Source organism: Brevibacillus invocatus, assembly GCF_003710915.1.
GTDB classification, from domain to species: domain Bacteria; phylum Bacillota; class Bacilli; order Brevibacillales; family Brevibacillaceae; genus Brevibacillus; species Brevibacillus invocatus.
This window is the reverse complement of sequence record NZ_RHHR01000010.1, coordinates 379,597-403,479: the sequence shown is the minus strand read 5'-3', so window position 1 is coordinate 403,479 and position 23,883 is coordinate 379,597. Positions and strand designations below refer to the sequence as shown.

The window sequence follows — 23,883 nt, the reverse complement described above, 5'->3', positions numbered from 1 at the left end:
CTATGCAGGAAAATACCCCTCTGAACAATTGGTATGGAGAAGACATCGCGATGGAAAGCGGCTATTTGAAGCAAATTTTTTTCCACCTGCAGGACGGAATCATCGTGATGGATCAGGCAAGGAAAATTCTTCTCATGAATCCGTCTGCAGAGCGGATTACGGGCTGGAAAAAAGGAGATCAGGTCCCTTATTGCTCGTACTGTCAGACAAGAGAGCTGGAGCCGGGCGAGGAGCGCTGCTACCTACTCGCCAAGCGGGAGGTCCCCTATTTTCTATCGTCCATGCCAACCTATGAGGGGCGGTACGTAGATATGGAAATGAGTACGGCAGTCATCTATGAAAACCGCGAGCAGAAGCAGCAGGAAGTCTTGCTGGTTGTCAAAGACCTCACTTCCAAGCTGAAGGAAGAAGAAGCGAGAATCTCCAAGCTGGTTCTGCAAAAAACACTGGAGGCACAGGAGAACGAGCACAAACGACTGGCTCAGGAGCTGCATGATGGCGTCGGACAATCTCTCTATTCCGTATCTGTCGGCTTGCAAGCAATCCAAGCACGCGTCAAGCAAGAAGAGCAATTCAAGGAATACATGCAGGAGATTGTCGATGAACTGGAAAAAGCAATCCAGGACGTCAAGCTGTACTCACTACAGCTGCGGCCACACAGTCTCGATCATTTGGGATTGATTCCGACAGTCAGGCATCTGGTATCGAGCCTGAACAAGACGCATCTGCATGTAAATATTACTTTTTCGCATGCCCATGTAGACGATCGGGTACCGCCGATCCTCGAAATCAATCTGTACCGCGTCATTCAGGAGGCCCTTCACAACGCTTTGAAATATTCGAAAGCGAGCTTGATAGAGGTCATCTTATACAAGGAGCAGGACGAGTTGGTACTGATCGTCCAGGATAACGGGATTGGCTTTGTGATGGATCATGTAAAGGTTGGACTTGGACTCAAGCATATGGAAGAAAGAGTGTATCAAATGGGAGGAAAGCTTAATATCCAAACCGCACCTTTTGCAGGAACCACGATCAAAGTCGTCGTCAGGGTGCAAGGAGGGGAGAAAAGTGATACGAGTCCTGCTGGTAGATGATCATACGATGATACGCAAAGGATTGCGAGTCCTGCTGGAAGGCAATGCCGATATCAAAATCGTGGGCGAAAGTCATGATGGCAATGATGCTGTCATCAAGACCAAGCAGCTTGCCCCTGATGTCGTACTGATGGATTTGTCCATGCCGAATGGGCTGGATGGTTTTTCGGCAAGCAAAGAAATTCGGAAACAGAATCCTGCTGTCAAGATCGTGGTGCTTACGATGCATGACGAAGAGATTTTTGTTCAGCAGGCGATTGCGGTAGGTGCCCATGGGTACATTTTAAAAAACAGTCATGGCGAGCTCCTGTATCAGGCGATCCATGAGGTTTACCAGGGTAAGCACTTTTACAGAACCTCTGTCTCCCAGGAGATGATCCGACAATGGATGAAGTCAGACGCCAAGGTCATGCCTTCTATTTTGACGGATCGGGAAAAGGAGATTGTGCGACTGATTGTCTTGGGCTATACCAATAAAGACATCGCAGAAAAGCTGTCCATCAGCGTGAAGACTGTAGAAAACCACAAAACCAACATCATGCAAAAGCTTTCCATCGATTCGAAGCATGAGCTGATCCAGTATGCGATCAAGAACAAATATTTGGAGCTGGCGTTCTAGCTGGAATGCAACAGCTTTTCATAAAGTCCTTTTCGTGCCATCAGGCATCGTAAAGGACTTTTTTGTTTCCACCAGTCCGGACCAAAAGTAGGGGAGTTCCCCTATATGTAAAAAAATTCGGAGGAGTAGACTAAGAGATAGAGATGTACATCTTCTTGTCACCATTTATGCAGGGCATGAAAAAATGAATAGGGGGTTAGAGGAATGGCAAATCAGGTTCATTATACAGTAGCCATTGTAGGTGCAGGGACAGCGGGCATTTCTGTGGCGGCTAGACTGGCTCGCGCTTCCAAGCAACTCAAAGGAAACATCGTCATCATAGATCCTGCCTCCAAGCACTATTATCAGCCATTATGGACGCTGGTAGGCGGAGGAGCAGCCAAGAAAGAAGATTCAGAGCGTGAGATGTCTTCATTGATCCCGGAAGGCGTGGATTGGATGCAAGATGCCGTTACCTCCTTTCAGCCGGAACAAAATCAACTACAGACGCAAGCGGGAACCACGGTTACCTATGATTATCTGGTTGTGGCTGCAGGACTTCACATTCACTGGGATGGCATCAAGGGTCTGAAGGATGCGCTGGGCAAAGACGGAGTATGCAGCAACTACTCCTATGAATCGGTAGACAGTACCTGGGAAGCGATCCAAAGCTTCAAGGGAGGCACTGCCATTTTCACGCATCCCAACTCTCCTGTGAAGTGCGGTGGAGCACCTCAGAAGATCATGTATCTGGCTGACGATTACTTCCGCAAGTCAGGAGTACGCAAGCAATCAGAAGTCATCTTTGCTTCTGCAAAATCCGTGATATTCGATGTGAAGAAATACGCGGATACACTTGATCAAGTCGTCAAGCGTAAAGGCATCCAAACCAAATACAAAAGAAATTTGATCGAGGTTCGGGCTGATGTGAAGGAAGCGGTATTTGAAAATCTGGATACCAAGGAACAGGAAGTAATCAAGTACGATTTGCTTCACGTGACTCCGATCATGAAAGCACCGGATTTCCTGAAAGAAAGCTCGCTGACCGATCAGGGAGGCTGGGTGGACGTCGATCCGTACACCTTGCAGCATAAAACGTATCCGAACGTATTTGGCCTCGGTGATTGCGCCAATCTCCCTACATCGAAAACAGGGGCTGCGATTCGCAAGCAAGCACCCGTCGTGGAGAACAATCTGCTGGCTCTCATGCGCGACGAGCCATTGACCGCTCACTACAACGGATATACGTCTTGTCCGTTGGTTACAGGATACAACAAGCTGGTTCTGGCGGAGTTTGACTACAATCAGAATCCGCAGGAGACCTTTCCGTTTGACCAGTCCAAAGAACGCTTCAGCATGTATGTGATGAAGAAGGACATGCTTCCAGTGGTGTATTGGAATGGCATGTTGAAAGGGCTGATGTAGACCATCGAAATGAGGGAAAGGAGGAGAAAAAGTCGTGAATGAGATGAAGGAGCAACAAAAAAACGATACTGCTTTCGAAGGTTTGTCAGATCCAGAAGTGCAGGAAGCCATACAAACACTCATCCAAAAGCTCCCCAAGATCAAGGATGCAGTTCTGGCAGCGGAGCAAGGACTGGAGTTTGCAACCTCCGTCATGAAGGATCAGCAGTCCTTGCGCAGTCTATTCGAGCGGGCAGAAGAACAAATGGCGCCGTTTCGCATAGAAAAGGAATCAATCGTGGCTCTCATGGCTTTGATGGATAAAATGCCGAAGATTTTGAAGCTTGTAAGCGCTCTCGAACAAGTAGCCGATCTGGCGGAATCATTGATGAAGGACAAAGAGTCTCAGCAATATTTGTTCGCCAGCGTGCAGGGATACATCAAGCCTGTCACCCAGCAGATCGATCATGCGGTAGAGGTGTTTCAGGAGGCAAAGGAACGATCCGAACAGAAGCAGCAGTCTGTCTCGATTTTTGACCTCTACAAGCTGTTGAAAGATCCTACCGTTCAGAAAGGATTGCGCTTTGCACAATCCGTGGTAGAAGTCATTGGAGAAAAACAAAGACATTCAAAATAAAGGAGGAACCTCCCATGTTGTTACGTTATTTTTACGATGAAAAGCTCGCTCATGCATCCTATCTTGTAGGTTGTCAAAGAACAGGAGAAGCAATTGTCATTGACCCTAGCCGAAACCTGGAGCCTTATTTTCAAGTAGCCAAAGCAGAAGGCGTAAAAATTGTGGCTGCGACGGAAACCCATATTCACGCTGATTTTGTTTCCGGTGCGCGTGAGCTGGGAGCGACCCATCAAGCGAAGCTGTACCTGTCTGACGAAGGTGGAGATGACTGGCGCTATCAATACGTTGAGGGCTTGAGCCATCAGCTTTTGCACGATGGTGATACGTTTACGATAGGCAATCTGGTATTTGAAGTGATGCACACGCCAGGCCACACACCGGAAAGCATTTCTTTTCTGCTGACAGACCGTGGAGGCAGCGCTGACCGTCCTATGGGTATTTTCACGGGGGATTTTGTTTTCGTCGGAGATGTAGGCAGACCAGACCTATTGGAAAAAGCTGCGGGAATCAAAGGCACTTCTGAAACAGGTGCACGAGATATGTTCCAATCCCTCATGAAATTCAAACAGCTTCCGGATTACTTGCAGGTTTGGCCAGCACACGGTGCAGGAAGTGCGTGTGGGAAGGCATTGGGTGCGGTTCCTTCCTCGACAGTCGGTTACGAAAAGCTGTTCAACTGGGCTCTGCAGCACACAAATGAAGACGAGTTCGTTCAGGCTTTGCTGGACGGTCAACCAGAACCGCCTAAATATTTTGCAGTCATGAAGCATGTAAACAAAGTGGGACCAGAGTTGATCGGCAATCTTCCCGTGCCAAAAGAAGTATCCGCGACGGAAGATGTCAAGGCAGTGTTTAGCAACGAGCAGATTCTTGACCTGCGCCCTGCTCAGGATTTTGCCAAAGGCCATATCGAAGGAACACTCAATATTCCGTATAACAAGGCGTTCACGAATTGGGCGGGTTGGATTGTCGACTACAGCCGTCCTCTTTACCTGCTGACCAATCCAGAAAATCTGGAGGATAATCTGAAAACGTTGCGCTCCGTAGGGATCGACCATGTGGTTGGGCTGATTGATTGCGCAAAGATATTTGCCAGTGATGCATTTGCCCTCGAATCCTATGATGAAGTAACACCAGCCGAAATTGCCAAGAAAGTCGAAAGTGGGGAAGTGCATATCCTCGACGTTCGCAATCAGGCAGAGTGGAACGAAGGCCATATCCCAAATGCCCAGCACATCATGCTCGGGACATTGCCAGGCAGAATGAGTGAAATTTCTCAGGATAAACCGATCGTCGTGCAATGCCGTTCCGGTGCACGTTCGGCGATCGCCGCGAGCATCCTGCAAGCAAACGGATTCAAAGAGGTCATCAACCTGTCCGGCGGCATCGATAAATGGAAGAGGGATGGTCTGGTAACCGTCTAACGGGCACGTACAAGGAGGCAAACCATGACGCTTAGCCTGTTCCTGACCCTCTTTCTCATCGGATTTGTGGGTTCCTTTCTATCGGGTTTAGTAGGAATCGGGGGCTCGATCATCAAGTATCCCATGCTCCTGTACATTCCTCCCGCACTCGGATTTGTAGCTTATACGGCTCACGAAGTTTCAGGGATCAGCGCAGTCCAGGTCTTTTTCGCCACATTAGCGGGGGTCTGGGCCTTACGCAAAGACAAACTCATTCATCACCAGCTGGTCGTCTATATGGGCAGTGCCATTATCGTGGGCAGTCTGCTAGGTGCGTACGGTGGAAAATATCTGTCAGCCGATGTCATTAATACGGTCTACGCGATTTTGGCTACGATTGCAGTCGTGATGATGTTTTTGCCGAAAAAAGAAATCGAGTACCAGGATATCAAGCAAGTGGGATTTCACAAGCCAACTGCTGTCATCTCCGCGTTTATCGTCGGTTTGGCATCCGGCATTGTAGGAGCTGCCGGGGCATTTATTCTGGTGCCGATCATGCTGATCGTTCTTAAGATTCCTACCCGAGTCACGATTGCGTCTTCGCTTGCCATTACGTTTATTTCTTCAATAGGCTCGACGGTTGGGAAAGTGATGGCAGGAGATGTCTTGCTGTGGCCATCCGTTGTCATGGTGGTAGCCAGTGTCTTGGCGGCTCCGCTGGGAACCATGGTCAGCAAAAAACTGAACACGAAAATACTGCAAGGCATTTTGACGATATTGATTTTGGGATCTACCATAAAAATTTGGACCGATCTGATGTGGTAAACAGAAAAAGGCTTCACCAAAAAGTCACCTTGTGGTGGCTTTTTGTGCTTTTGGCAGGTTCAATTCGGTGCGCAAAGTGTAAAGGTGTGAACAAGGTAACTTGAAATGTGCGAAGAAAAGTCTTAAATTAAAGATATCTATTTTTGAAATAGAGAATATCACGCCCAAATGGGTATGAGAATAGAAGCTAGAAGGGGGAAGACCCAGTGGAAATAGGATTGAGCACTTTTGTAGAAACAACGCCAAATGTTGAAACCGGTGAGGTAGTCAGTCACGCGCAGCGTTTGCGCGAAGTCGTCGAGGAAATCATCCTGGCTGATCGCGTAGGGTTGGATGTCTTTGGAGTAGGGGAGCATCATCGCAAAGACTATGCGGCATCCTCACCAGCCGTTGTCTTGGCTGCGGCAGCACCGCAGACCAAAAGGATCCGTTTGACCAGTGCGGTAACGGTACTATCTTCAGCTGACCCTGTTCGCGTGTTTCAGGACTTTGCGACCTTGGATGCGGTATCGAATGGGCGTGCGGAGATTATGGCAGGCAGGGGTTCTTTCATTGAATCATTTCCGCTGTTTGGTTACGATTTGCAAGACTATGACGAACTGTTCGAAGAAAAGCTGGAGCTGCTGCTCAAAATACGCGAATCTGAGAAAGTGACCTGGCGCGGAGGACATCGTCCTGCGATACAAAATCTGGGTGTGTATCCGCGTCCTGTGCAAAATCCTTTGCCTGTATGGATCGGCAGCGGCGGTAGTACGGATTCGGTCATTCGTGCTGGTCTGTTAGGGTTGCCCCTGGTTCTTGCGATCATTGGCGGCCGTCCCGTACAATTTGCGCCGCTTGTGGAACTGTATAAGAGGGCGGCAGCCAAAGCTGGTCATGATCCGTCCAAGCTGCCCGTCGCTTCGCACTCTCACGGTTTCGTGGCTCATGACACGGAAACTGCGGCGAATCAATTCTTTCCATCTACACAGCAAGCCATGAACGTACTCGGACGAGAGCGTGGCTGGGGTGAGTACACACGAGCCAGCTTTGATGCAGCGCGAAGCTTTGAAGGAGCACTGTATGTAGGCGATCCCCAGACGGTTGCCGAGAAAATCATACATCTGCGCAAGCAGGTCGGCATTACACGCTTTATGCTGCACGTTCCGGTAGGCACCATGCCTCATGATCAGGTCATGAAGGCGATTGAACTGCTGGGTACAGAAGTGGCTCCACGGGTACGTGAAGAAATCGCGGATTGGGAAGCGAAGCAGTAAGCATTCTCTTGCATGCCAGAAATAAATTTTTGCATTCATACATTTAGGTATGTACATTCCCGTTACGGCAAGGTTTATGATAGGAACAGGATAAATTTTGCAAGGGAACACGGGAGGAAAAGATGCTGATCAAGGACATGGCGGCTCGCCTGCAAATCACTCCGCGAGCGATACGATATTACGAAGAAAAAGGGCTGATCAAACCAAACAAAGCCGATGAATCCGGATATCGCCATTTTACCGAAGAAGATGTCTGGAGATTGCAGACAATCATTACCTTGCGCGAAGTCGGCATGCAAATCGAAGAAATACATGATTTGATGAACAAGGTGGGGGATGAGCAAGGTAGTCTCCTTCACCATTTGGAGCTCCAGCGATCTTTTCTGTACAGTCGATGGGTCGAAATGAGCAAGCTGATCCAAACAACCGAGAAAATGATCGAACGGGTAAAAAATGATGGTGTGATGGATGCGGCTGCCTTGTACGAGCTGGCTGAAGGGAACAAACGACTGAGACAAACGAGGGACAACTGGGAAGATCGGTGGAATTTTAATGAGATGGCGGATCAGTACGACGAGATGGTCACCCGTGATCAGGAAGGCTTCAACCCGCATGAATCCTATGACGAGGTGCTGAATGCCGTCGTGGAGGGCGTGAATCCGCAGCCTGGAGAGTTGGGGTTGGAGGCAGGAATCGGAACCGGGAACCTGGCAAGTCGTTTTGTTTCAAAGGGTGTTGAGATGAGTGGATTTGATCAATCACTTCAGATGCTAAAGCGGTGCAGACAAAAACATCCGACTATCGCAACCAAGCTAGGCACTTTTTTCGCCTTCCCCTTTATGGAAAATGGTTTTGATTTTGTAGTGAGCAGCTACGCCTTGCATCATCTGACGGACGATCAAAAATGTTTGGCTCTCGCCGAATGTCGTCGCGTGTTGAAGCCAGGGGGACGTATTGTGATCGCTGACCTGATGTTCATGGACGAGTCGCATCGGGAAACGCACCTGCAGGCCTTGCGAGCCGCAAAGGACGAGGAGTCCATTCACTGCATTGAGGATGAATGGTATGCAGATCGTTCCCGATTGCTGACAGAACTTATGGCTATGGGTTTTGAGACGGAGGCAAAAGAGCTGACCCGATACGTCCATTTAATCGTGGCAAGACTCAAGTAAACATCCAACTTTTCTTTTTTGGGCTCTTCCATGCAATGACACGCGTCTAAGTTCTTGCATAGGCTGTAGCGAGAAGGGAAAGGAGGACTCCGTTATGGGTCTGTTCGACGGCTTTTTTGATCGAGATAACGAAGAGTTTCTGTGGATAATCGTAGTCGTGGTTGTGCTGCTCTTCTTCTTTAATTCCGACCGGGACTAACTGCATCGCGCATAGACAAAACGACCTCGATGTCAGGTCGTTTTTATCGTTTCTAAGTATTGACCTCGTCACTTTCTTCAACTACCCTTAAAAACAGTGCAACGCAGAGGAAGGGGTAGAATGTAGGAATGAAGCGATACCTGCTGTCATTTCTCCTGCTGGCTTTGATGACCCTGGGCGCATGCTCCAGCGACAATCAGCCAAAGCCAAACGGAGAGATTGAAGCGACGGTGAAACGAGTCATTGATGGTGATACGTTTGAACTAAGCGATGGAGAAAGAGTCCGAATGATTGGTGTAGATACGCCTGAGACGGTAAAGCCTAACTCTCCTGTAGAGCCATATGGCAAGGAGGCCAGCGACTTTACGAAAAAGCTGCTCACCGATCAAAAAGTGACGTTAATATTTGATGTGGAGCCCAGGGACAAGTACGAGCGTTTACTCGCCTATGTCTATTTGTCCGACGGTACCTTTGTGAATGAAAAATTGGTTCGAGATGGCTATGCCAGAATCATGACCATTCCCCCGAACGTCGCTTTTGCCGATCTTTTCTTGGAGGCGGAAAGGGAAGCAAGAGAGCATGATCGCGGACTATGGGGACTCGAAGACAGCAAGTCGAAAGCAAAGCCTGCCAAGGAAAAGGATGAAGCTTCGGCGGGTTCCAACCAGACTCCACAGGAACAAGCTCCGCCTGAGGGCAAGCTGATCAAAGGAAATATAAACTCCAAGGGAGAGAAAATCTATCACGTGCCAGGATCGGCCAATTACGATCGCACGCAGCCGGAAGAGTGGTTTGCCACCGAGGAAGAGGCACAGGCAGCCGGATATAGAGCTCCCAAAAGATAAATGCAGACCTTGACTTCGAATGGACGAAGCTCAAGGTTTTTTTTTAGATAATCGCCCATCACCAGTAGGCGCAAGCAAACATATGGTAGTGTGACTGGTCAAATACCTAGTAGTTTGGAGGAGGATTTCGCCTTGTACTCACAAACCCGTGTGTACTTTCCGTATGTAAGTCCGTTCGATCCTTGTCCGCCGATCCGTGTCAAGACATTTCAGGTAAATCCGCAATTGTTTATCGGGTTTCAGCCGGAAAATCTCCCGCAATTTTCGCCGATGGAAGCCTTGAGGCATGGAGTCCTATGGCCTGCTTTGTACAGTCCATATGCAGGCCGTGGCGATCAGGAAGGATTGGAGGGTTAAGATGACAAATACACCTCAGCCCATCGATAATCGCTTTTATGAAATGCTGGAGCGACTTCAAGCCGTGGATTTCGTGCTGGTCGAACTCAATCTGTATCTGGACACACATCCAAATGATATGCAAGCGATCAACCAATACAATGAACAGGCAGAACAGCGCTGGGCGATCGCGCATGAGTTCGAAGCTCTGTACGGCCCGCTTACCAACTTTGGTCATAGCTATTCCGGATATCCTTGGCAGTGGAACCAGGTTCCCTGGCCTTGGCAAGTTTAGAAAAGAGGGTGTAGTGAGGTATGTGGATATACGAAAAAAAACTGCAATACCCGGTTCGTGTCAGCAAGTGTGACCCTCAGATGGCGAAGTTTTTGATGGAGCAGTACGGTGGAGCGGACGGGGAATTGGCAGCAGCGCTTCGCTACCTGAATCAGCGTTATACCATACCGGATAAAGTGATCGGCTTGTTGACGGATATCGGAACCGAAGAGTTTGCCCACTTGGAAATGATCGCGACGATGGTTTACAAATTGACCAAGGATGCAACCGTGGAACAGCTAGAGGCAGCAGGACTCGGCGCCCATTATGCAGCCCACGATAAAGCTCTGTTTTATGAAAATGCAGCTGGAGTACCTTGGACGGCTGCGTATATTCAAGCAAAAGGCGATCCCATTGCCGATCTTTATGAGGATATTGCCGCGGAAGAAAAGGCGCGTGCCACCTACCAGTGGCTAATCGATATGACCGACGACGTCGATTTGCAGGATAGTCTCCGATTTTTGCGGGAACGTGAAATTGTTCATTCCCTACGGTTTCGAGAAGCTGTCGAGATTTTAAAAGAAGAGCAGGATCGGAAGAAGTTTTTTTAATCAGCCAGTAGGCGCTTGCTGAACCTGGACCTCTGCTACGAATGAAGGGCTGTCAACTGGGGAAAACTGTGGGATGACTGATTTTGGAAAGGGGTCTCCCATGAAAGCCAAACGTTTTGTATTCCGGTTGATGATCTTGGTCGCTTTTGCTGCTTGTGTTGAACTGCTTCTCTATCTGAACAAGGACACGTCAGAAACAAACTCTCCTGTTCAGGCAGTAGAGGAAGCAGCTGTTCAACAGCAAACTCCCTCCTTAGACGTGAAGTATACTCTGCAACAGGATGATCTGCACCTGCAGCTTGCTGTCACCCATTTCTCCTTTTCTTTGGAGCAGATGGGAAAGGAGAATAAGGATGGACAGGGACATGTCCACTTGTATCTCGATGGCAAGAAGGTGGCGAAAATATTCGAACCGACATTTGTGCTCAAGGACATTGCTGCTGGCAAGCATGAGGTGATGGTGGAATTGGCTCATAATAACCACGAATCGTATGGCGTTTCGCAACGGTTTCAGATTGAGGTCAAACCGTAAGCGAAAAAAGCTTTCCACTGATTCCTACGTACAAAAGCCGACATCCGAAGTGCCAGATGGCGCTGCGAATGTCGGCTTTTTCTTGCTGGTTGATTATCTCATTTGAACCTTAACCTGTGCTTGCTGATCCGGTATCGCCACGACGAGCGTAGGATACGAAATCACTTGTGTTTTCATGGTACCAGATGCAGGTGCTTGAACACGTACCTTCAAGGTGTAGCTGTGCGGACCTGTCTTTTTGACCGGGTCTGCGACGAGCGAGTACCCACCGGTCGGTCTTTGGCCGGCTCCGATCACGACATAGGCTTTGCCGTGGGCACGAACGACTGTATGTCCGCCGTTCTTGCGTACTTTTTTCAAAGCTTCTTTTACAGCTGGCGGATAGGACGCAGCAGCCGTTTCATCGAAAACCATTTCAGAAGCACTCTCTTTCATCACTGGTGCAGATGGGGTAGGATGAGAAAGAGACAGGGCCGAATCTCCGACAGGTAGGGTGAGTGCAGCGGCGAGCAACAAACCGGGCAACATGGACAACATGAACATCCCTCCATTTGTTGATATTGATATTTATACGTAAAGTCGAGGTGACAGGCGTGCGCCTACAGGATACGCTGGAAAACTTGTCCGAGTCGACGCGGCAGGCCATCTTGAAAGAGCAGTCGCGTCGCTTTGACTGGACAGACAATCAGGAGCTTTTAGCTAGACTGAGCGATCCCGTGTTTATCCATCATGTGTGGGAACGTTCAAGTGAGCTGGAACGACAAGTGATCCGATTGTTTGTTCAAACAGCGACTAGAGGATTTTTTAGCAGAAAAGACTGGGAAAAGAATACAGCAGGTGAACACCGCCCTCTGCAAGCAGCTTTGACCAAGCTGCGAAGGCTTGGGCTTGTGGTGACTGTGAGAAAAATGTGGAGCGAGATTGGCTATTTGATGCCACAAGAAATTCGGGACCAGTTCACAACCTACCTGCTTCCCGACTCCGATTCGGCTCATATTACACTTTCGAAAACGCTCCCTTATTATATAACGGCTGGCAGGGGGATACAGCTGGATCTTATTGGATTGTTGCTCGCCATCCGTGACCAGGAAATTCCATTGACCCAAAAAGGCAGCGTACACCGCCGCTATCAACAAAAATTGACCGCTTCACTTTCGCTTGGAAGTGAGCATGTGAACGGCTTGGATATACCGATTTTGCACGAAGAAGGACAAACCGGAAGAGCTTTGCTCGTCGTCCTTGACCTTGCCTGGAAGCTCGGACTTGTTCGGGAAAGCGATCGACGTCTGGTCCTGGATCAAAGCAGAGTCAAACAATGGCTGAACGCAGAGCCGACCTCGCGTTGGAAAGAGATGTACCAGATTGTCCACGATCTGTATGTGCCGACTGGAAAGTGGTGGGACACTCTGACTTACATCATGGGGAAAGTTCCCGTAGATCAGTGGTGTTCGTTGGACGAACAACTGCGCATGCTAGAAAAAGCAGGCTTTGTAATAACAGAGGATGCCGTGGATCGGATAACCAAAGAATGGCTACATTTGCTGTTGGGATTTGGCTGGATTCAGTTAGGGGTGGACGAAGAGAAGCATGTGTATTGGCGCTGGAATGCCATATCGCGTGCCGCAGAAGAGGAAGGCTGGTACGTAGATCCCGCAGGAGTCATAACCATACCGCCACTCGTTCCGATCAAAGCAATTTGGGAGGCGAGCCGTTATTGTAGCTTGCAATTCGACGGCACTTTGATCCGGGGAGACCTCCAGGAGAAAAAATTGCAAAGCTATCTGGCATCAGGCGGGAGTGAAGCACAGGTCTTGAGCTTTTTGCAGGATTATTGTGTACATCCGCTGCCAGATAGCATTGGTGAGCTGATTACGTTGTGGGCACAATCCGCTCGGCAAATTCAGCTCGAACCTTGTTATCGGGTGAGGACGGCACACGCCGGTTTTCTGACAGAATGGTTGGAGCTTGCCGATTTCAAGCCTTACCTGACCCAAATGATTTCTTCCACGGAGTTTCTCGTGTCCAGAGAAGAGTACGAAGAATTGGTGGCCCTGCTTCGCCAATATGGCTATGAGCCACATGTACTGGCTACCCATACCCATCCGGCAGAAAAACATGGTTCGCCACAGGTAGAAGAAGCACGACTCGGAATGGTTCGTGTGGAACGTCCCTGGGATGGGTACGCTGTGGAGAACACCTTTCCCGAGCAGGAAGGACAGGCACAGATATCGGCTTTGCCTAAGGTTTGGACAGGGCATCTGCAATCCTACCACCCTCAATCCTTGCGTGATTTGTTGAAGCGTGCAGCAGAATTGCAGCTGGAAGTAGAGTATCAACTGGCTGATCAGATGAAGAAGAGAGGAAAGCCAGCAGAGCTGCGCGTAGAAATGGGGTATTGGATGGTCACTTTTACGGGAGACAGCGGTAAAAATAAGCTCCGACTGGAAGAGATAGACCGAGTGCGCATTGTGGTGCCCGAATATCTGTACGAAGGTAGTTGATCGTGGTACAATCAAGGGGCATTACCTATATGATAGAAGGGAGGTCTCGCTACATGGAGTCATTGTATACAGCGGACATGACTGATCTGATCATGGAGTCCCATGAATTGTCCACGATGATCAACCAGTCTCGCGAGGTCTCGGATTATCTGCAGGCCAAGCGGCAGATGGAAGAAGACGCGGAGGTGCAAAGACTGCTTTCCGTGTTCGAAGCAAAGAAACTGCAATATGAGGATGTACAACGGTTCGGGAAATATCACCCCGATTTCAACCATATATCCAAAGAAGTACGTGAATTGAAACGGACAATCGAACTGATGGATTCGGTTCAAGCTTTCAAACGGGCTGAAGACAGACTGGATGAACTCCTGTATCAAGTCAGCCGGACCATTGCGGATGCGGTCTCAGGAACGATCAAGGTGCCGAGCAATAACCCGTTTCTGGAAGCCAAAAGCAGTGGGTGTGGCTCGGGTGGCAGCTGCGGCTGCAGTGTGAAAAAGCACTAGCTGGTCGTAGTCTGTGAGGATGGCGATAGCCGGAGTAGGAAGCAATCCTCGCACAGATTTCCGCAGCAAAACTGTTTTTCGTCTGGTACGCGAAAGCGAAAACGATAGACGTGCCAATGCTCGGCAGAACGGACATAGATGCACTCTGGCTTTAATTTTGTGCCAATGGACAGACGCTCTCCTGTTTCCAGCAGTTGCTGTGTCAGGCTCTGGGCAGGGAGCTTGCTGTTTACATAGAAAAATCGTTGGCCAGCATACGTTCGCCAATCACTGTTTTCGATGATCCCTTCTAGGTGAAGCCATTCCTCAAATTGCCGATAAAACGAAGCGAGCATAGGGCACGATTCCTTTCTTTTCACAGTGTTGAAACCAATTATACCATCGTTTGGGAAGGAGACTGACGACCAAACATGAGAGATCGACGACTGGGGGTTGCCGTGTGGGTTAAAAACACGCGCGCTGCCAAAAATTTACGCAAATTTGGCACCATTCACTACATCTCCAAACGCTTGCAGTACGTTTCGATGTACGTGGACGCGGATCAGATCGATGAGACCATACGGATCATGGAGAAGCTTCATTTTGTAACCAAAGTTGAGCGTTCCCACCGCCATGAAATCCCGGTGGAGTACAATAATGCAAAACCTGACAAGGCAAAGGAATACGATTACAAACAAGAGAAGAGTCAGGTAATGGCTTTGGCAGAGACGTTGATGGCAGAGGAAGATATTCAATCCAGAGTTGCTTCGACATAAGTTGTAGAATGGCTGCCATATTTCGGCAGCTTTTTTGCTTTTGATTGTCCCTGGTACATGATATGCTAAAGAGAGCTAGAAGCTAATAAGAGCGCCGATGTATGCGTTTTCAAATAAGGATATTCGACGATACCAGGAAAGGTGGGGGCTTACATATATGATTCAACTAGACATTAACTGCGATATGGCCGAATGCTTCGGCAGGGGGCGACAATCTGAGGACCTGGGGATCTTGAAATGGATCACTTCGGTCAATATTGCTTGCGGCATGCACGCTGGCGATCCACATATTATTCGACGGACGATCGATGCTGCATTGAAGCACAATGTGAAAATTGGTGCACATCCAGGCTATGCAGACCCTCATGGCTTTGGTCGACGCTCTATAAACCTGTCAGCGAATGAAGTGTACGAATTGGTTCTTTATCAGGTGGCAGCTCTTGCAGGCATGACACGTGCGCTTGGAGGCGAACTCCATCACGTCAAGCTGCACGGTGCCCTGTATAATGAAGCGGCTGAGCGCCCGGAACTGGCTGAAGCCGTTGTATCTGCCGTAGCCGATATCGATGAAGAGCTGATCCTGTACGCTTTGTCCGGCAGCAAGCTGGTGGAAGCGGGGCTGGAGCATGGCTTGCAGGTTGCGGAAGAGGTTTTTGCAGATCGTGCCTATCTTCCGAATGGAAGGCTGGCGCCACGTGAGCTGGAAGGCAGTGTCTTGATCAGCAAGGAAGAGCAGATGGAACAAACCAGACAGCTCGTCCTCCACCAGCGAGTGCTTACTGTGAACGGACAGCACATCGATCTCGCAGCCGATACGTTATGTGTGCATCATGAGAGCCATGATGTGATTTCGTATCTGATCGATTTGCATCGCTGGGCAAAGCAGCATCAAGTCCTGATTGAGCCGATCACTGCACGGTAGAATAAATATCCTACAATAAAAAAGCCGCGTAGCAAGCAATTCCTACAAGGATGGGATCAGCTTTGCTCCACGGCTTTTATTTTGTTGGATGAGCTTTCCATTATCTAGTGTCAAAATGACATCTGCCAGCTTATTGGCCTCATCTCGATCATGGGTGACCAGCAGAAAAGGAATCTTCCAGCGTTCATGCAAGCGAAGAAGCTCGTCCTGGCACTCTCTGCGCGTATCTGCATCCAGAGCGGATAGCGGTTCGTCCAGCAAAAGAATGTCTGGTTCTGTTGCCAGTGCTCTCACGAGGGCAACGCGTTGCTTTTGACCGCCAGAAAGCTGATGAGGATACTTTTGCACCAGATGATCAATTCCCACTGTAGCGAGCAGGGAGGCAAGGTGTAGACCGCTTCCCGGCTTCAATCCGTAGCGGATGTTCTGCTCCACGGTCATGTGCGGAAAGAGCGCGTAATCCTGGAACAGATAGCCAACATTTCGTTTTTGAACGGGAAGCGGTTTTTTGCCTTGCTCATAAAAGCAGGAATCTCCCAGTTGGATGCGTCCTGAATCTGGGGTGATAAGGCCGGCAATGCTGTTGAGTATCGTCGTTTTCCCGGAACCAGATGGACCAAACAGGACCACAATTTCATCGTTCAAGCAAAATTCAATATCGAGCAGAAAATCGGGAAGTTGTTTTTGAATCGCGACAGTCAGCACCTGTGTTCACCTGCTTTACTTTTGATTTGCAAAACGACGGACATTACGACGGCTCCACCAGTTCAGCCAGAGAGTAGTCCCCATTCCGAGGGCTACGATGATGACGACCCAGAACAAGGCTTTCTCCATTTGACCTGCTTCGACAGCAAAATAGATAGCGACAGGGATTGTATCCGTTCTACCTGGCAGATATCCAGCCAGCATCAAGGTCGCTCCAAATTCGCCCAAGCCACGCGCGAACGAGAGGACGAAGCCTACCAGCAATCCCGGCCAAGCGAGCGGGAAGACTACTGTCCAAAACAGGCGCCATTCTGAGGCACCCATCGTCCGTGCGGCATCCTCCAGCCGTCGATCCACACCGGTGAAGGCAGCGACTGCACTTTGATACATCAGAGGAAATGAGACGACGATCGAGGCGATCACTGCACCCGTCAGTGTGAAAACGACCGTAATCCCAAACCACTCGTCCAGAAGCTTGCCCAAAGGGCCATTTTTTCCAAACAATAGCAGCAGTCCAAAGCCGACCACTGTAGGCGGCAAGACGAGAGGAAGCAAAAATAAGGACTCCAGCACATGCTTGCCAAAGAAGCTTTTTTTCGTCATGAAGCGTGCAAAGAGCATCCCGAAAACAAAGACGATCAAGGTGGATACCAAAGCAACCTTCAGAGAGAGGAGCAATGGAGTCATATTGGTTTCGAGCATCGTGAAATCCACCTTTCTTCCAACGTGGGATTATTGAAAACCGTATTCACCCAGGACTTTTTTACCTTCTTCACTGGTCAGGTAGGCCAGGAAAGCTTTAGCCGCATCAGCATTCGTAGAAGCGCCAATCACTGCTCCAGGATAAACGATTGGCTTGTGCCATTCAGGCTTTGACGTAGCGAGCACTTTGACGTTCTTAGAGATGGCTGCGTCACTGGCGTAGACGACGCCCACTTCGGCATTTCCTGCTTCGACAAACGTCAATACCTGTCTCACATCACTGCCATACACAAGGCGGTCTGTGAGGGTATCCCACAGCTTCAGGTTCTCCAGTACTTCTTTGGTGTAACGGCCTGCTGGCACTGTTTCCGGAGCTCCGAGTGCAATGTGTTTCAGTGCAGGATCAGTCAGGTCTTCAAAGGAAGAAACCGCAATGGCACTGTCCTTTTCCGTGACGAGGACGAGAGAATTCCCGGAAAAATCGACCCGGGTATCTTTTAGAATCAGTTGTTTTTCATCCAGCTTATTCATGTCCTGTTGACTGGCAGAGAGGAAGAGGTCTGCAGGAGCTCCTTGCTCGATCTGCTGTGCCAATTTTCCGGAACTTCCGAAACTAAAAGTAAGCGTAACACCAGGATGGTCATTTTCATAGATCGTTTTTAAGGAAGTGAGGGCATCGGTCAGACTGGCTGCTGCCAATACCATGAGCTCAACCTGCTGAGCTGGCGGCTGTTGTTGATTGCCTTGCTTCGCTTCTCCCTCTGGTTTTGCCTGTTGAGCAGAGCAAGCGCTCAAGAGAAGGAAAAGGGACGCAAGTAAGGTAAGTCCTATTTTTTTCAATGCCAAAACCTCCGTATGTAATAATTAGTTATAATTAAATATAACTAGATATAATTAGATTATATTATTTTGTTCACAAGAAGCAATTGCGAATTTGTTTTTAATGAACGAAAATAGAGATAAGAGAGGCGGATGACGGTCATGACACAGGACAAATCCTATACGACAGAAGAAGTCGCCAAATTGTTGCGGATATCCAAACTGACCGTATACGATTTGATAAAAAAAGGCGAGCTGCCGGCTTATCGGGTGGGCAGACAAATGCGGGTAGACGCTTCGGATTTGGATGCGTATAAGGTAAAAGCAAAAGGGGAGTACACCAAACAGGCGGCACCCGTAATGCCAGCCGCGGTTCCCCCTATCGAACAAGTGCAACGGACCGGGCAATCAACCAAGACACGAAACATCATCATCAGCGGACAGGACGTTAGCTTGGATATACTGGCGAACTATCTGGAAAAAGAAGAGAGAACCTACCGTGGGCTCCGCTCCTATGTCGGTAGCATCAACAGCTTGATCGCGATGTACATGGGCGAGGCGGATATTGTCAGCACCCATTTGTATGATGGGGAAACGGAGGAGTACAATCTTCCGTATGTGCGACGTCTTCTGTCAGGACATCGATTCGTGGTGGTCAATCTGATCTCCCGTCAAGCAGGGTTTTACATTCAAAAAGGAAATCCCAAACAGATCAACACCTGGGAAGACCTAAAAAGACCTGGCGTATATATGGTGAACCGCGAAAAAGGCTCTGGAGCTCGGACGTTGATCGAAGAAAAATTCAGGCTGCACGGAATGACCGGGCATGATGTGGCAGGCTACGAGCGGGAAGAGACGAACCACCTCGCTGTGGCAGGTGCTGTAGCACGTAAGGAAGCTGACGTAGGCATCGGCATCGAGAAGGCCTCCATGCTGGTTGGGGTTGATTTTATTCCACTGGTACGCGAGCGTTATGACCTGGTTATTTTGAAAAAAGAAGAGAATGAGCATTTGATTCAAAAAATCCTGCAGATTGTAGGTTCAATAGCATTTCAAAAAGAATTGGAAGCGATTGGCGGTTATGATCTGACGCAGACTGGCCAGATCATGTATGAGACCTGGTAGAAAGAAAGCCGGTGTCAACCCCTATATGGGGGCCACCGGCTTTTGTGTTGCATCCTCAACCGAATTTCTACTCAGTTTGATTCAGATTTGCTACAATGATGAAAGTGTGCACTTCAACATATAGCCAAAATCTCCGATAGTACAATAAGAACGCTTGCAGCCGAGCGATTTTTGGGGGCTGTTATGAAACAAATACATAAAACGAGTTTGCTGGTATGTCTTACCATTTTCGTGATGTTCAGTGCAGTGGGTGTTGTTTTCTACTGGCCTACGATCGTCTCCATGCTTTCAAGTACGACAGAAACCGTAGCCGAACAGACAGGAGTAGATCCGTTCTCCTATGATCCGCCACTGCCTTCCTATGTGAAGGATCTTCATCCCAAATATACCATTAAAGCGGAATTGAACCCTAGCGAAGCCAAAATTACCGGCAGTATGACGGTCCAGTTAGACAATCCGAAGACGGACCAGATCCATTTCTACGTGTACGATTACTTGTGGAACAAGATGACGGTCAAATCGATCCGCTACCAGGAAAAATCACTGCCTTTTGAAAGAGGGACGTCCTTAATCAAGCTAGCTAACCCAATGGGGGACGTGGAGCGTGCCGAGTTCCAACTGGAATTTGAACATCCTGTACCGCGTCGAGGTACACGCTACGGGGTCAAGGACGATATTTGGACGCTTACGACCTGGTATCCGATGCTCGGTGCGCAAAATCAGCAGGGAGAATGGTACGATCCGCCGCTTCGTATTACCTTTGGCGACCCATTCGTCTACCATTACGCCGATTACGATGTCTCCTTCATCTCGCCAAAAGGGTACAAGTGGGTTAGCTCATTTGGGCAGGGGACTTCTGTAGAGCTTGATGCCAGCCGACAGGAAACGCATTATCAGGGGCAAAAATTGCTTAACTTTGCTCTAGTCGGCAGCCCTTTGTTCCATATCGAGACGATTACCTTCGAGCCAGGGCTCAAGGTGGATATTGCCTCTGTGGACAAAGGCAATGTCGAGCGCATCAAGAGTATTGCAGAATCAGTATTTCCTACATACACAGAGTGGTTTGGCCCGCTGCCATACCAACATGTAGCGATTGCGGAGACAAGTACAGGGACGACTTATGCAATGGAATATGCAAATATGGCCATTTTCAAGCGGGACATGCATCAACGCAACCTGATCGATCATTGGCTGCCGCATGAAGTGGCGCATATGTGGTGGTACAACAGCATCGCAACATTGGAATCGAAGCATGGCTGGATCGATGAAGGACTGGTCGAAATCAGCGTTTTCCATTACTTGCAGGGACGATACGGCGAGCAGTCCGCTAATACTTTATTAGGAGAATATGAGCGGGATTTACAGAAGCTACGCGCCAAATACCCGGATGGAAGCCTGAGCAAAACCTTGCATGAGTTTGCCAAGGAAGAGGAATTTCATTGGACCTGGTATTCCAAAGGAGCGCTGTTGTTTGACAACCTGCGCCGCCAGATTGGTGACGATGACTACAATAACTTCCTGAAGCGTGTACAACAGAATTATCATGGAAGCGTGATTGGAGCGGAGCATCTCGATCAGGCACTGGGACAAGCGTTGCAGGGAGAGGCCAGCTACTTTGTGCCCAATCGGACTTTGGACAATCGCGCAGCTTTTCAACCCGTGAAGATAGAGCCATACGTCACCACGATACTAAATGGCATGAGCTACTATCCTCCGATTCCGGCAAGGCTCAGCGGGGAGACCGTGTATATTCCGCTTCGCGATGTAGGCGAGCAGCTGGGCGTGAATATCGATTGGAGCGAAGAAGAAAAGATGATTCGCGTTCGAGCGAATAGCCGTGAAGTGCTGATCCAGGAAAAAGACCACGTGGCGACTGTCGATGGTGAAAAACTGGATCTGGACAAGCCCCTGATGGAGATGAAAAAACGTGCGATGGTACCACTCTCCTTTTTCGAGCAGGCTCTTGGGTTTGACGTACAATACAATCCCGAGCAAAAAACAGTCAAAATTTCCAAACCTTCACCGAACAGGCGGGCGGATGCCTCATTGAAGACAGACGGTTGAATTCGAGGGAGTCGGGACAGACTAGGAATGAGGTGTCCATGCTGCAGATCATCGGCACGGGCCCAACGGCAAAGGAGGGACGCACCATGTCCTTTCAAGAGTATCTAAAGTTTTTGACCAGAATGTTTGTACAATATGTGGAGACCCCAAAGGAAGAACGGCGGCAACGGAAAGTCCCGCGGGAATCCTGGTCATCGCGTTGGTTTGGAGCGATACCGATGTCTATCAAGCTTTTGTTGCGTAAATAACGACACATCACGAATTGACGGAGGGATATCATGGCGAGAGTAGCCGTAGAACAATCGCTTTCTCCAATCAGCAAGATGTTGCGTGACAATGGTTATGAAGTGGTACCTCTCGGGAATTGGCAGCAGGAAGTCGATGCGATTGTTATCACTGGTCAGGATGTCAACGTCATGGGGATGCAAGATATCAAGAGCTCTGGCGCCCCGGTGATTAGCGCAGATGGCTTGACGACCAACGAGGTTTTTCATGAGGTCAACATTCGTTTGTCAGAAACCGAGCACCACTAGTTGTGGGCAAAAAAACAAGCTCTCCACCGGTTACTCGGCGGGAGAGCTTGTTTCGTTTACGTGGAATTGTCCGACTTGATCCGCGTAGGTGAACGGAACAAACCGAAGTCCTTCATCCCAAACACCTACGTAAGGATTCTGATCATTCCACAAGTGAAGGGAGCCCACCACATACGGGGCAAGGACCTGCTCGTGGTACAGGGGCACAGTAAACGTAATGCGTGATTGTTCGGCTTGCTGCTGCCAGAGCTGTCCCCAGGTGATGCGTTTGTTTGAATAGAGCTGATGCATCCAGCCGATTTGATCAAAAGGATCTTCACTCGTTGGCTTCAAGATTCGGGTTTGCGTCAGCTGCTCCCCAGGATGGACGACTGCATCAGGGGATAGCTTGCTCATGACAGGCTCGTTGGCGTGAAAAGCTGTCGGATACATCTCGCCCGTTTTTGCATTGACCATTTGCGTTGTGGGTGCAGACTGCGCGATCAGCCAATGGGACGCAAAACCATCATAGACAGGCTCAGCGGCAACTTCTCTGGGAGCGAAGGCATCATCGAATAAAATATAGTCACCAACCCCATACTCCAGCAAAACAAATCTGGCTTGCGGCTTGGGCTCGGGTGTTTCCCCGATCACCATGTAACCAACCTGATGTCCGGACTGTTTGATGCTGACGAGCCACTGGTGTTGATTGGCGCCCAATGTCTGCACCTCGGTTCGTGCATTTTGCCACTCTTTAAATTGAGGGTCCCGACTGGCTATTGCATTCATCCACTCCTGGACCTGAGCTTGGAACTGCTTGTCCCAGTTCGCTTCGCCTTGCGCCATAGCAGGATGGACTGCAAGCAATAAAGCAAACCAGGCATACAAGATCGGCAGAAAACATCTGGTCACAATCCATGCACCACCTTTTGTAAAAGGCTATCTTATTCCTATTGTAACCAGATCAGTACAAAAGATTTGTTGCAACTTGTCTTTTATGTCACACATTTTCTCGTTGATCTTTTACAGGATTCGCCCCAATCCGGGGGTGGAGTGGAGATAGAACAAGCCGGCATTGATCAGATTCACATCAATCCGCGGTTCGTATTGCCAGGTCAGTTCGTCCATTCGACGCTGACGCTCCTCCTGTGGGGTGCTTTTTTTCCACTCTTGCTGATTGATCTCTTCGCGTGGAGTCATCGGAATCCCGTTGGCACGTAAAAAGTCGAGGATTCGTCCGCCAGAGGAACGGTATTCGTCAAAGGACGCCGTCCCGTCTTGTTCTTCGACAGGAGGGGCAGCTTCCACCTGTTCCATGGCTTCCACCGTTTCTTTGATTTCATTTTCCTCTTTCTCGATTTCTTCTTCCGCAGGCTGCTCCCTTAGAGCCAGTTCGTCATAGTAAGCCTGCAATATAGCTAATTCCTCATCCAGCCGCGATCTTGCTTCGCTAGCCCAGCTCTGATCCTCCAAATCCAGTACTCTCGAAACCTCCTGCTGGGTCATGTGGACAGCCTGCGATAGCGTAATGCGCCGATCCAAGGTATAAAAATAATCCGGAATAGCAGGCGATAAAGGCAGTCTAAACAAAAAAGAGGTGAAATCATGGACGATCCTGGGCTCATGAAGATTGATCCCGAGGTACATGAGAATGTCTCGTTTCTTATCACAGAGCAGAGAAATTTTCAGGTTCAAACCTAGCCAGGGCACCAGAGGAGTGGATCGGCGAGTACCGGAGGAAGGCCATACACTCTTGGTCTGCTCATACATGCATACGAATTGTCCGTGCTTTTTTGTCGAGGCAAAGATTTGCTGCATTCGTCCTGCGCCCAGATGAATGTACTCAGCACGCAATCCATCCGGCATACGATCTGGGTGAAACGCAAATGTAAGGACCAACGGCTGGTATGCCAGATTCATTTTTTCAACCCAGCTCCAGTAAAAAGGGCGGTTGCCGATATCCTTGTCAATCTCAACAGGCAGCTTCACCGTCAAATAGTCAGGATGGGATTCTACGATATGTGCGGAAAAGGAAGCGAGGTAACGCTCCACAAATTGTCTGACCTGTTCTTGTTGCATAGCGATA

General features: G+C 49.1%; 28 protein-coding genes. 21 read left to right on the top strand and 7 right to left on the bottom strand.

Annotation, left to right across the window (positions count from 1 at the left end; genetic code table 11):
* Positions 1-2: 2 nt before the first annotated feature.
* From EDM52_RS08105 to EDM52_RS08045, 13 genes are all read left to right on the top strand, one after another.
* On the top strand, positions 3-1,094 hold the full coding sequence (locus EDM52_RS08105; protein ID WP_122908490.1) for a PAS domain-containing sensor histidine kinase: 1,092 nt from the start codon (positions 3-5) through the stop codon (positions 1,092-1,094).
* On the top strand, positions 1,069-1,713 hold the full coding sequence (locus EDM52_RS08100; RefSeq protein WP_122908489.1) for a response regulator: 645 nt from the start codon (positions 1,069-1,071) through the stop codon (positions 1,711-1,713). The genes EDM52_RS08105 and EDM52_RS08100 overlap by 26 nt, the downstream gene beginning before the upstream one ends.
* Before the next feature lie 204 nt (positions 1,714-1,917).
* Positions 1,918-3,117, top strand: coding sequence for an FAD/NAD(P)-binding oxidoreductase (locus tag EDM52_RS08095; protein WP_122908488.1), 1,200 nt, complete (start codon positions 1,918-1,920; stop codon positions 3,115-3,117).
* A 43-nt stretch (positions 3,118-3,160) separates the two neighbouring features.
* Positions 3,161-3,733 (top strand): DUF1641 domain-containing protein, encoded by a 573-nt coding sequence (locus EDM52_RS08090; protein ID WP_276330098.1) that lies wholly within the window; start codon positions 3,161-3,163, stop codon positions 3,731-3,733.
* Between the two features lie 14 nt (positions 3,734-3,747).
* Positions 3,748-5,157, top strand: coding sequence for an MBL fold metallo-hydrolase (locus EDM52_RS08085; RefSeq protein WP_122908486.1), 1,410 nt, complete (start codon positions 3,748-3,750; stop codon positions 5,155-5,157).
* 24 nt (positions 5,158-5,181) lie between these two features.
* Complete coding sequence (locus EDM52_RS08080; RefSeq protein WP_122908485.1) at positions 5,182-5,961, top strand: sulfite exporter TauE/SafE family protein; 780 nt, start codon at positions 5,182-5,184, stop codon at positions 5,959-5,961.
* A 206-nt stretch (positions 5,962-6,167) separates the two neighbouring features.
* Complete coding sequence (locus EDM52_RS08075; protein ID WP_122908484.1) at positions 6,168-7,217, top strand: LLM class flavin-dependent oxidoreductase; 1,050 nt, start codon at positions 6,168-6,170, stop codon at positions 7,215-7,217.
* Between the two features lie 122 nt (positions 7,218-7,339).
* A complete protein-coding gene (locus tag EDM52_RS08070; protein WP_122908483.1) occupies positions 7,340-8,389 on the top strand; it encodes a MerR family transcriptional regulator in 1,050 nt (349 codons plus the stop codon).
* 327 nt (positions 8,390-8,716) lie between these two features.
* A complete protein-coding gene (locus tag EDM52_RS08065) occupies positions 8,717-9,433 on the top strand; it encodes a thermonuclease family protein (protein ID WP_122908482.1) in 717 nt (238 codons plus the stop codon).
* Positions 9,434-9,565: 132 nt separating this feature from the next.
* A complete protein-coding gene (locus tag EDM52_RS08060; RefSeq protein WP_122908481.1) occupies positions 9,566-9,790 on the top strand; it encodes a spore coat associated protein CotJA in 225 nt (74 codons plus the stop codon).
* A gap of 1 nt (position 9,791) precedes the next feature.
* Positions 9,792-10,064 (top strand): spore coat protein CotJB, encoded by a 273-nt coding sequence (locus EDM52_RS08055; protein ID WP_122908480.1) that lies wholly within the window; start codon positions 9,792-9,794, stop codon positions 10,062-10,064.
* Between the two features lie 20 nt (positions 10,065-10,084).
* Positions 10,085-10,654 (top strand): manganese catalase family protein, encoded by a 570-nt coding sequence (locus EDM52_RS08050; RefSeq protein ID WP_122908479.1) that lies wholly within the window; start codon positions 10,085-10,087, stop codon positions 10,652-10,654.
* A 100-nt stretch (positions 10,655-10,754) separates the two neighbouring features.
* Entirely contained in the window at positions 10,755-11,186 is a 432-nt protein-coding gene (locus EDM52_RS08045; RefSeq protein ID WP_122908478.1) for a hypothetical protein, read from the top strand.
* 93 nt (positions 11,187-11,279) lie between these two features.
* On the opposite strand, the gene EDM52_RS08040 is transcribed toward EDM52_RS08045, so the two are convergent.
* Positions 11,280-11,723, bottom strand: coding sequence for a protease complex subunit PrcB family protein (locus EDM52_RS08040; protein WP_122908477.1), 444 nt, complete (start codon positions 11,721-11,723; stop codon positions 11,280-11,282).
* Between the two features lie 23 nt (positions 11,724-11,746).
* Here EDM52_RS08040 and EDM52_RS08035 point away from each other — a divergent pair, with 23 nt between their 5' ends.
* The gene (locus EDM52_RS08035) at positions 11,747-13,687 is read left to right on the top strand and encodes a hypothetical protein (RefSeq protein WP_245996663.1); all 1,941 of its coding nucleotides are present in this window, start codon (positions 11,747-11,749) and stop codon (positions 13,685-13,687) included.
* 53 nt (positions 13,688-13,740) lie between these two features.
* Entirely contained in the window at positions 13,741-14,193 is a 453-nt protein-coding gene (locus EDM52_RS08030) for a YlbF/YmcA family competence regulator (RefSeq protein ID WP_122908475.1), read from the top strand.
* Here EDM52_RS08030 and EDM52_RS08025 read toward each other — a convergent pair.
* Entirely contained in the window at positions 14,190-14,528 is a 339-nt protein-coding gene (locus EDM52_RS08025; protein WP_122908474.1) for a hypothetical protein, read from the bottom strand. The genes EDM52_RS08030 and EDM52_RS08025 overlap by 4 nt on opposite strands.
* 75 nt (positions 14,529-14,603) lie before the next feature.
* Here EDM52_RS08025 and EDM52_RS08020 point away from each other — a divergent pair, with 75 nt between their 5' ends.
* Positions 14,604-14,948: a YlbG family protein gene (locus EDM52_RS08020; RefSeq protein ID WP_122908473.1), complete on the top strand. Its 345-nt coding sequence runs from the start codon at positions 14,604-14,606 to the stop codon at positions 14,946-14,948.
* A gap of 157 nt (positions 14,949-15,105) precedes the next feature.
* Complete coding sequence (locus EDM52_RS08015) at positions 15,106-15,870, top strand: 5-oxoprolinase subunit PxpA (protein ID WP_122908472.1); 765 nt, start codon at positions 15,106-15,108, stop codon at positions 15,868-15,870.
* Positions 15,871-15,912: 42 nt separating this feature from the next.
* Here the strand turns inward: EDM52_RS08015 and EDM52_RS08010 are convergent, their stop codons facing one another.
* The 3 genes from EDM52_RS08010 to modA are packed head-to-tail and all read right to left on the bottom strand — an operon-like array spanning position 15,913 to position 18,117.
* On the bottom strand, positions 15,913-16,575 hold the full coding sequence (locus EDM52_RS08010) for an ABC transporter ATP-binding protein (protein ID WP_122908471.1): 663 nt from the start codon (positions 16,573-16,575) through the stop codon (positions 15,913-15,915).
* Between the two features lie 15 nt (positions 16,576-16,590).
* Positions 16,591-17,277 carry a molybdate ABC transporter permease subunit gene (gene modB / locus EDM52_RS08005; protein WP_122908470.1) on the bottom strand — a complete coding sequence of 229 codons (687 nt, stop codon included), beginning with the start codon at positions 17,275-17,277 and terminating at the stop codon, positions 16,591-16,593.
* A 30-nt stretch (positions 17,278-17,307) separates the two neighbouring features.
* A complete protein-coding gene (modA, locus tag EDM52_RS08000) occupies positions 17,308-18,117 on the bottom strand; it encodes a molybdate ABC transporter substrate-binding protein (protein ID WP_122908469.1) in 810 nt (269 codons plus the stop codon).
* Positions 18,118-18,258: 141 nt separating this feature from the next.
* Here modA and EDM52_RS07995 point away from each other — a divergent pair, with 141 nt between their 5' ends.
* From EDM52_RS07995 to EDM52_RS07980, 4 genes are all read left to right on the top strand, one after another.
* Positions 18,259-19,221 (top strand): helix-turn-helix transcriptional regulator, encoded by a 963-nt coding sequence (locus tag EDM52_RS07995; RefSeq protein WP_122908555.1) that lies wholly within the window; start codon positions 18,259-18,261, stop codon positions 19,219-19,221.
* A 183-nt stretch (positions 19,222-19,404) separates the two neighbouring features.
* Positions 19,405-21,285, top strand: a complete 1,881-nt coding sequence (locus EDM52_RS07990) for a stalk domain-containing protein (RefSeq protein ID WP_122908468.1) — start codon at positions 19,405-19,407, stop codon at positions 21,283-21,285.
* A gap of 86 nt (positions 21,286-21,371) precedes the next feature.
* The gene (locus EDM52_RS07985; RefSeq protein ID WP_122908554.1) at positions 21,372-21,533 is read left to right on the top strand and encodes a YqzE family protein; all 162 of its coding nucleotides are present in this window, start codon (positions 21,372-21,374) and stop codon (positions 21,531-21,533) included.
* A gap of 30 nt (positions 21,534-21,563) precedes the next feature.
* Positions 21,564-21,818, top strand: coding sequence for a YkuS family protein (locus EDM52_RS07980; RefSeq protein WP_122908467.1), 255 nt, complete (start codon positions 21,564-21,566; stop codon positions 21,816-21,818).
* Between the two features lie 30 nt (positions 21,819-21,848).
* Here EDM52_RS07980 and EDM52_RS07975 read toward each other — a convergent pair whose 3' ends face one another.
* Positions 21,849-22,709 carry a hypothetical protein gene (locus EDM52_RS07975; RefSeq protein ID WP_122908466.1) on the bottom strand — a complete coding sequence of 287 codons (861 nt, stop codon included), beginning with the start codon at positions 22,707-22,709 and terminating at the stop codon, positions 21,849-21,851.
* A 111-nt stretch (positions 22,710-22,820) separates the two neighbouring features.
* The gene (locus EDM52_RS07970) at positions 22,821-23,876 is read right to left on the bottom strand and encodes a YqhG family protein (RefSeq protein ID WP_122908465.1); all 1,056 of its coding nucleotides are present in this window, start codon (positions 23,874-23,876) and stop codon (positions 22,821-22,823) included.
* Between the last annotated feature and the right edge of the window lie 7 nt (positions 23,877-23,883).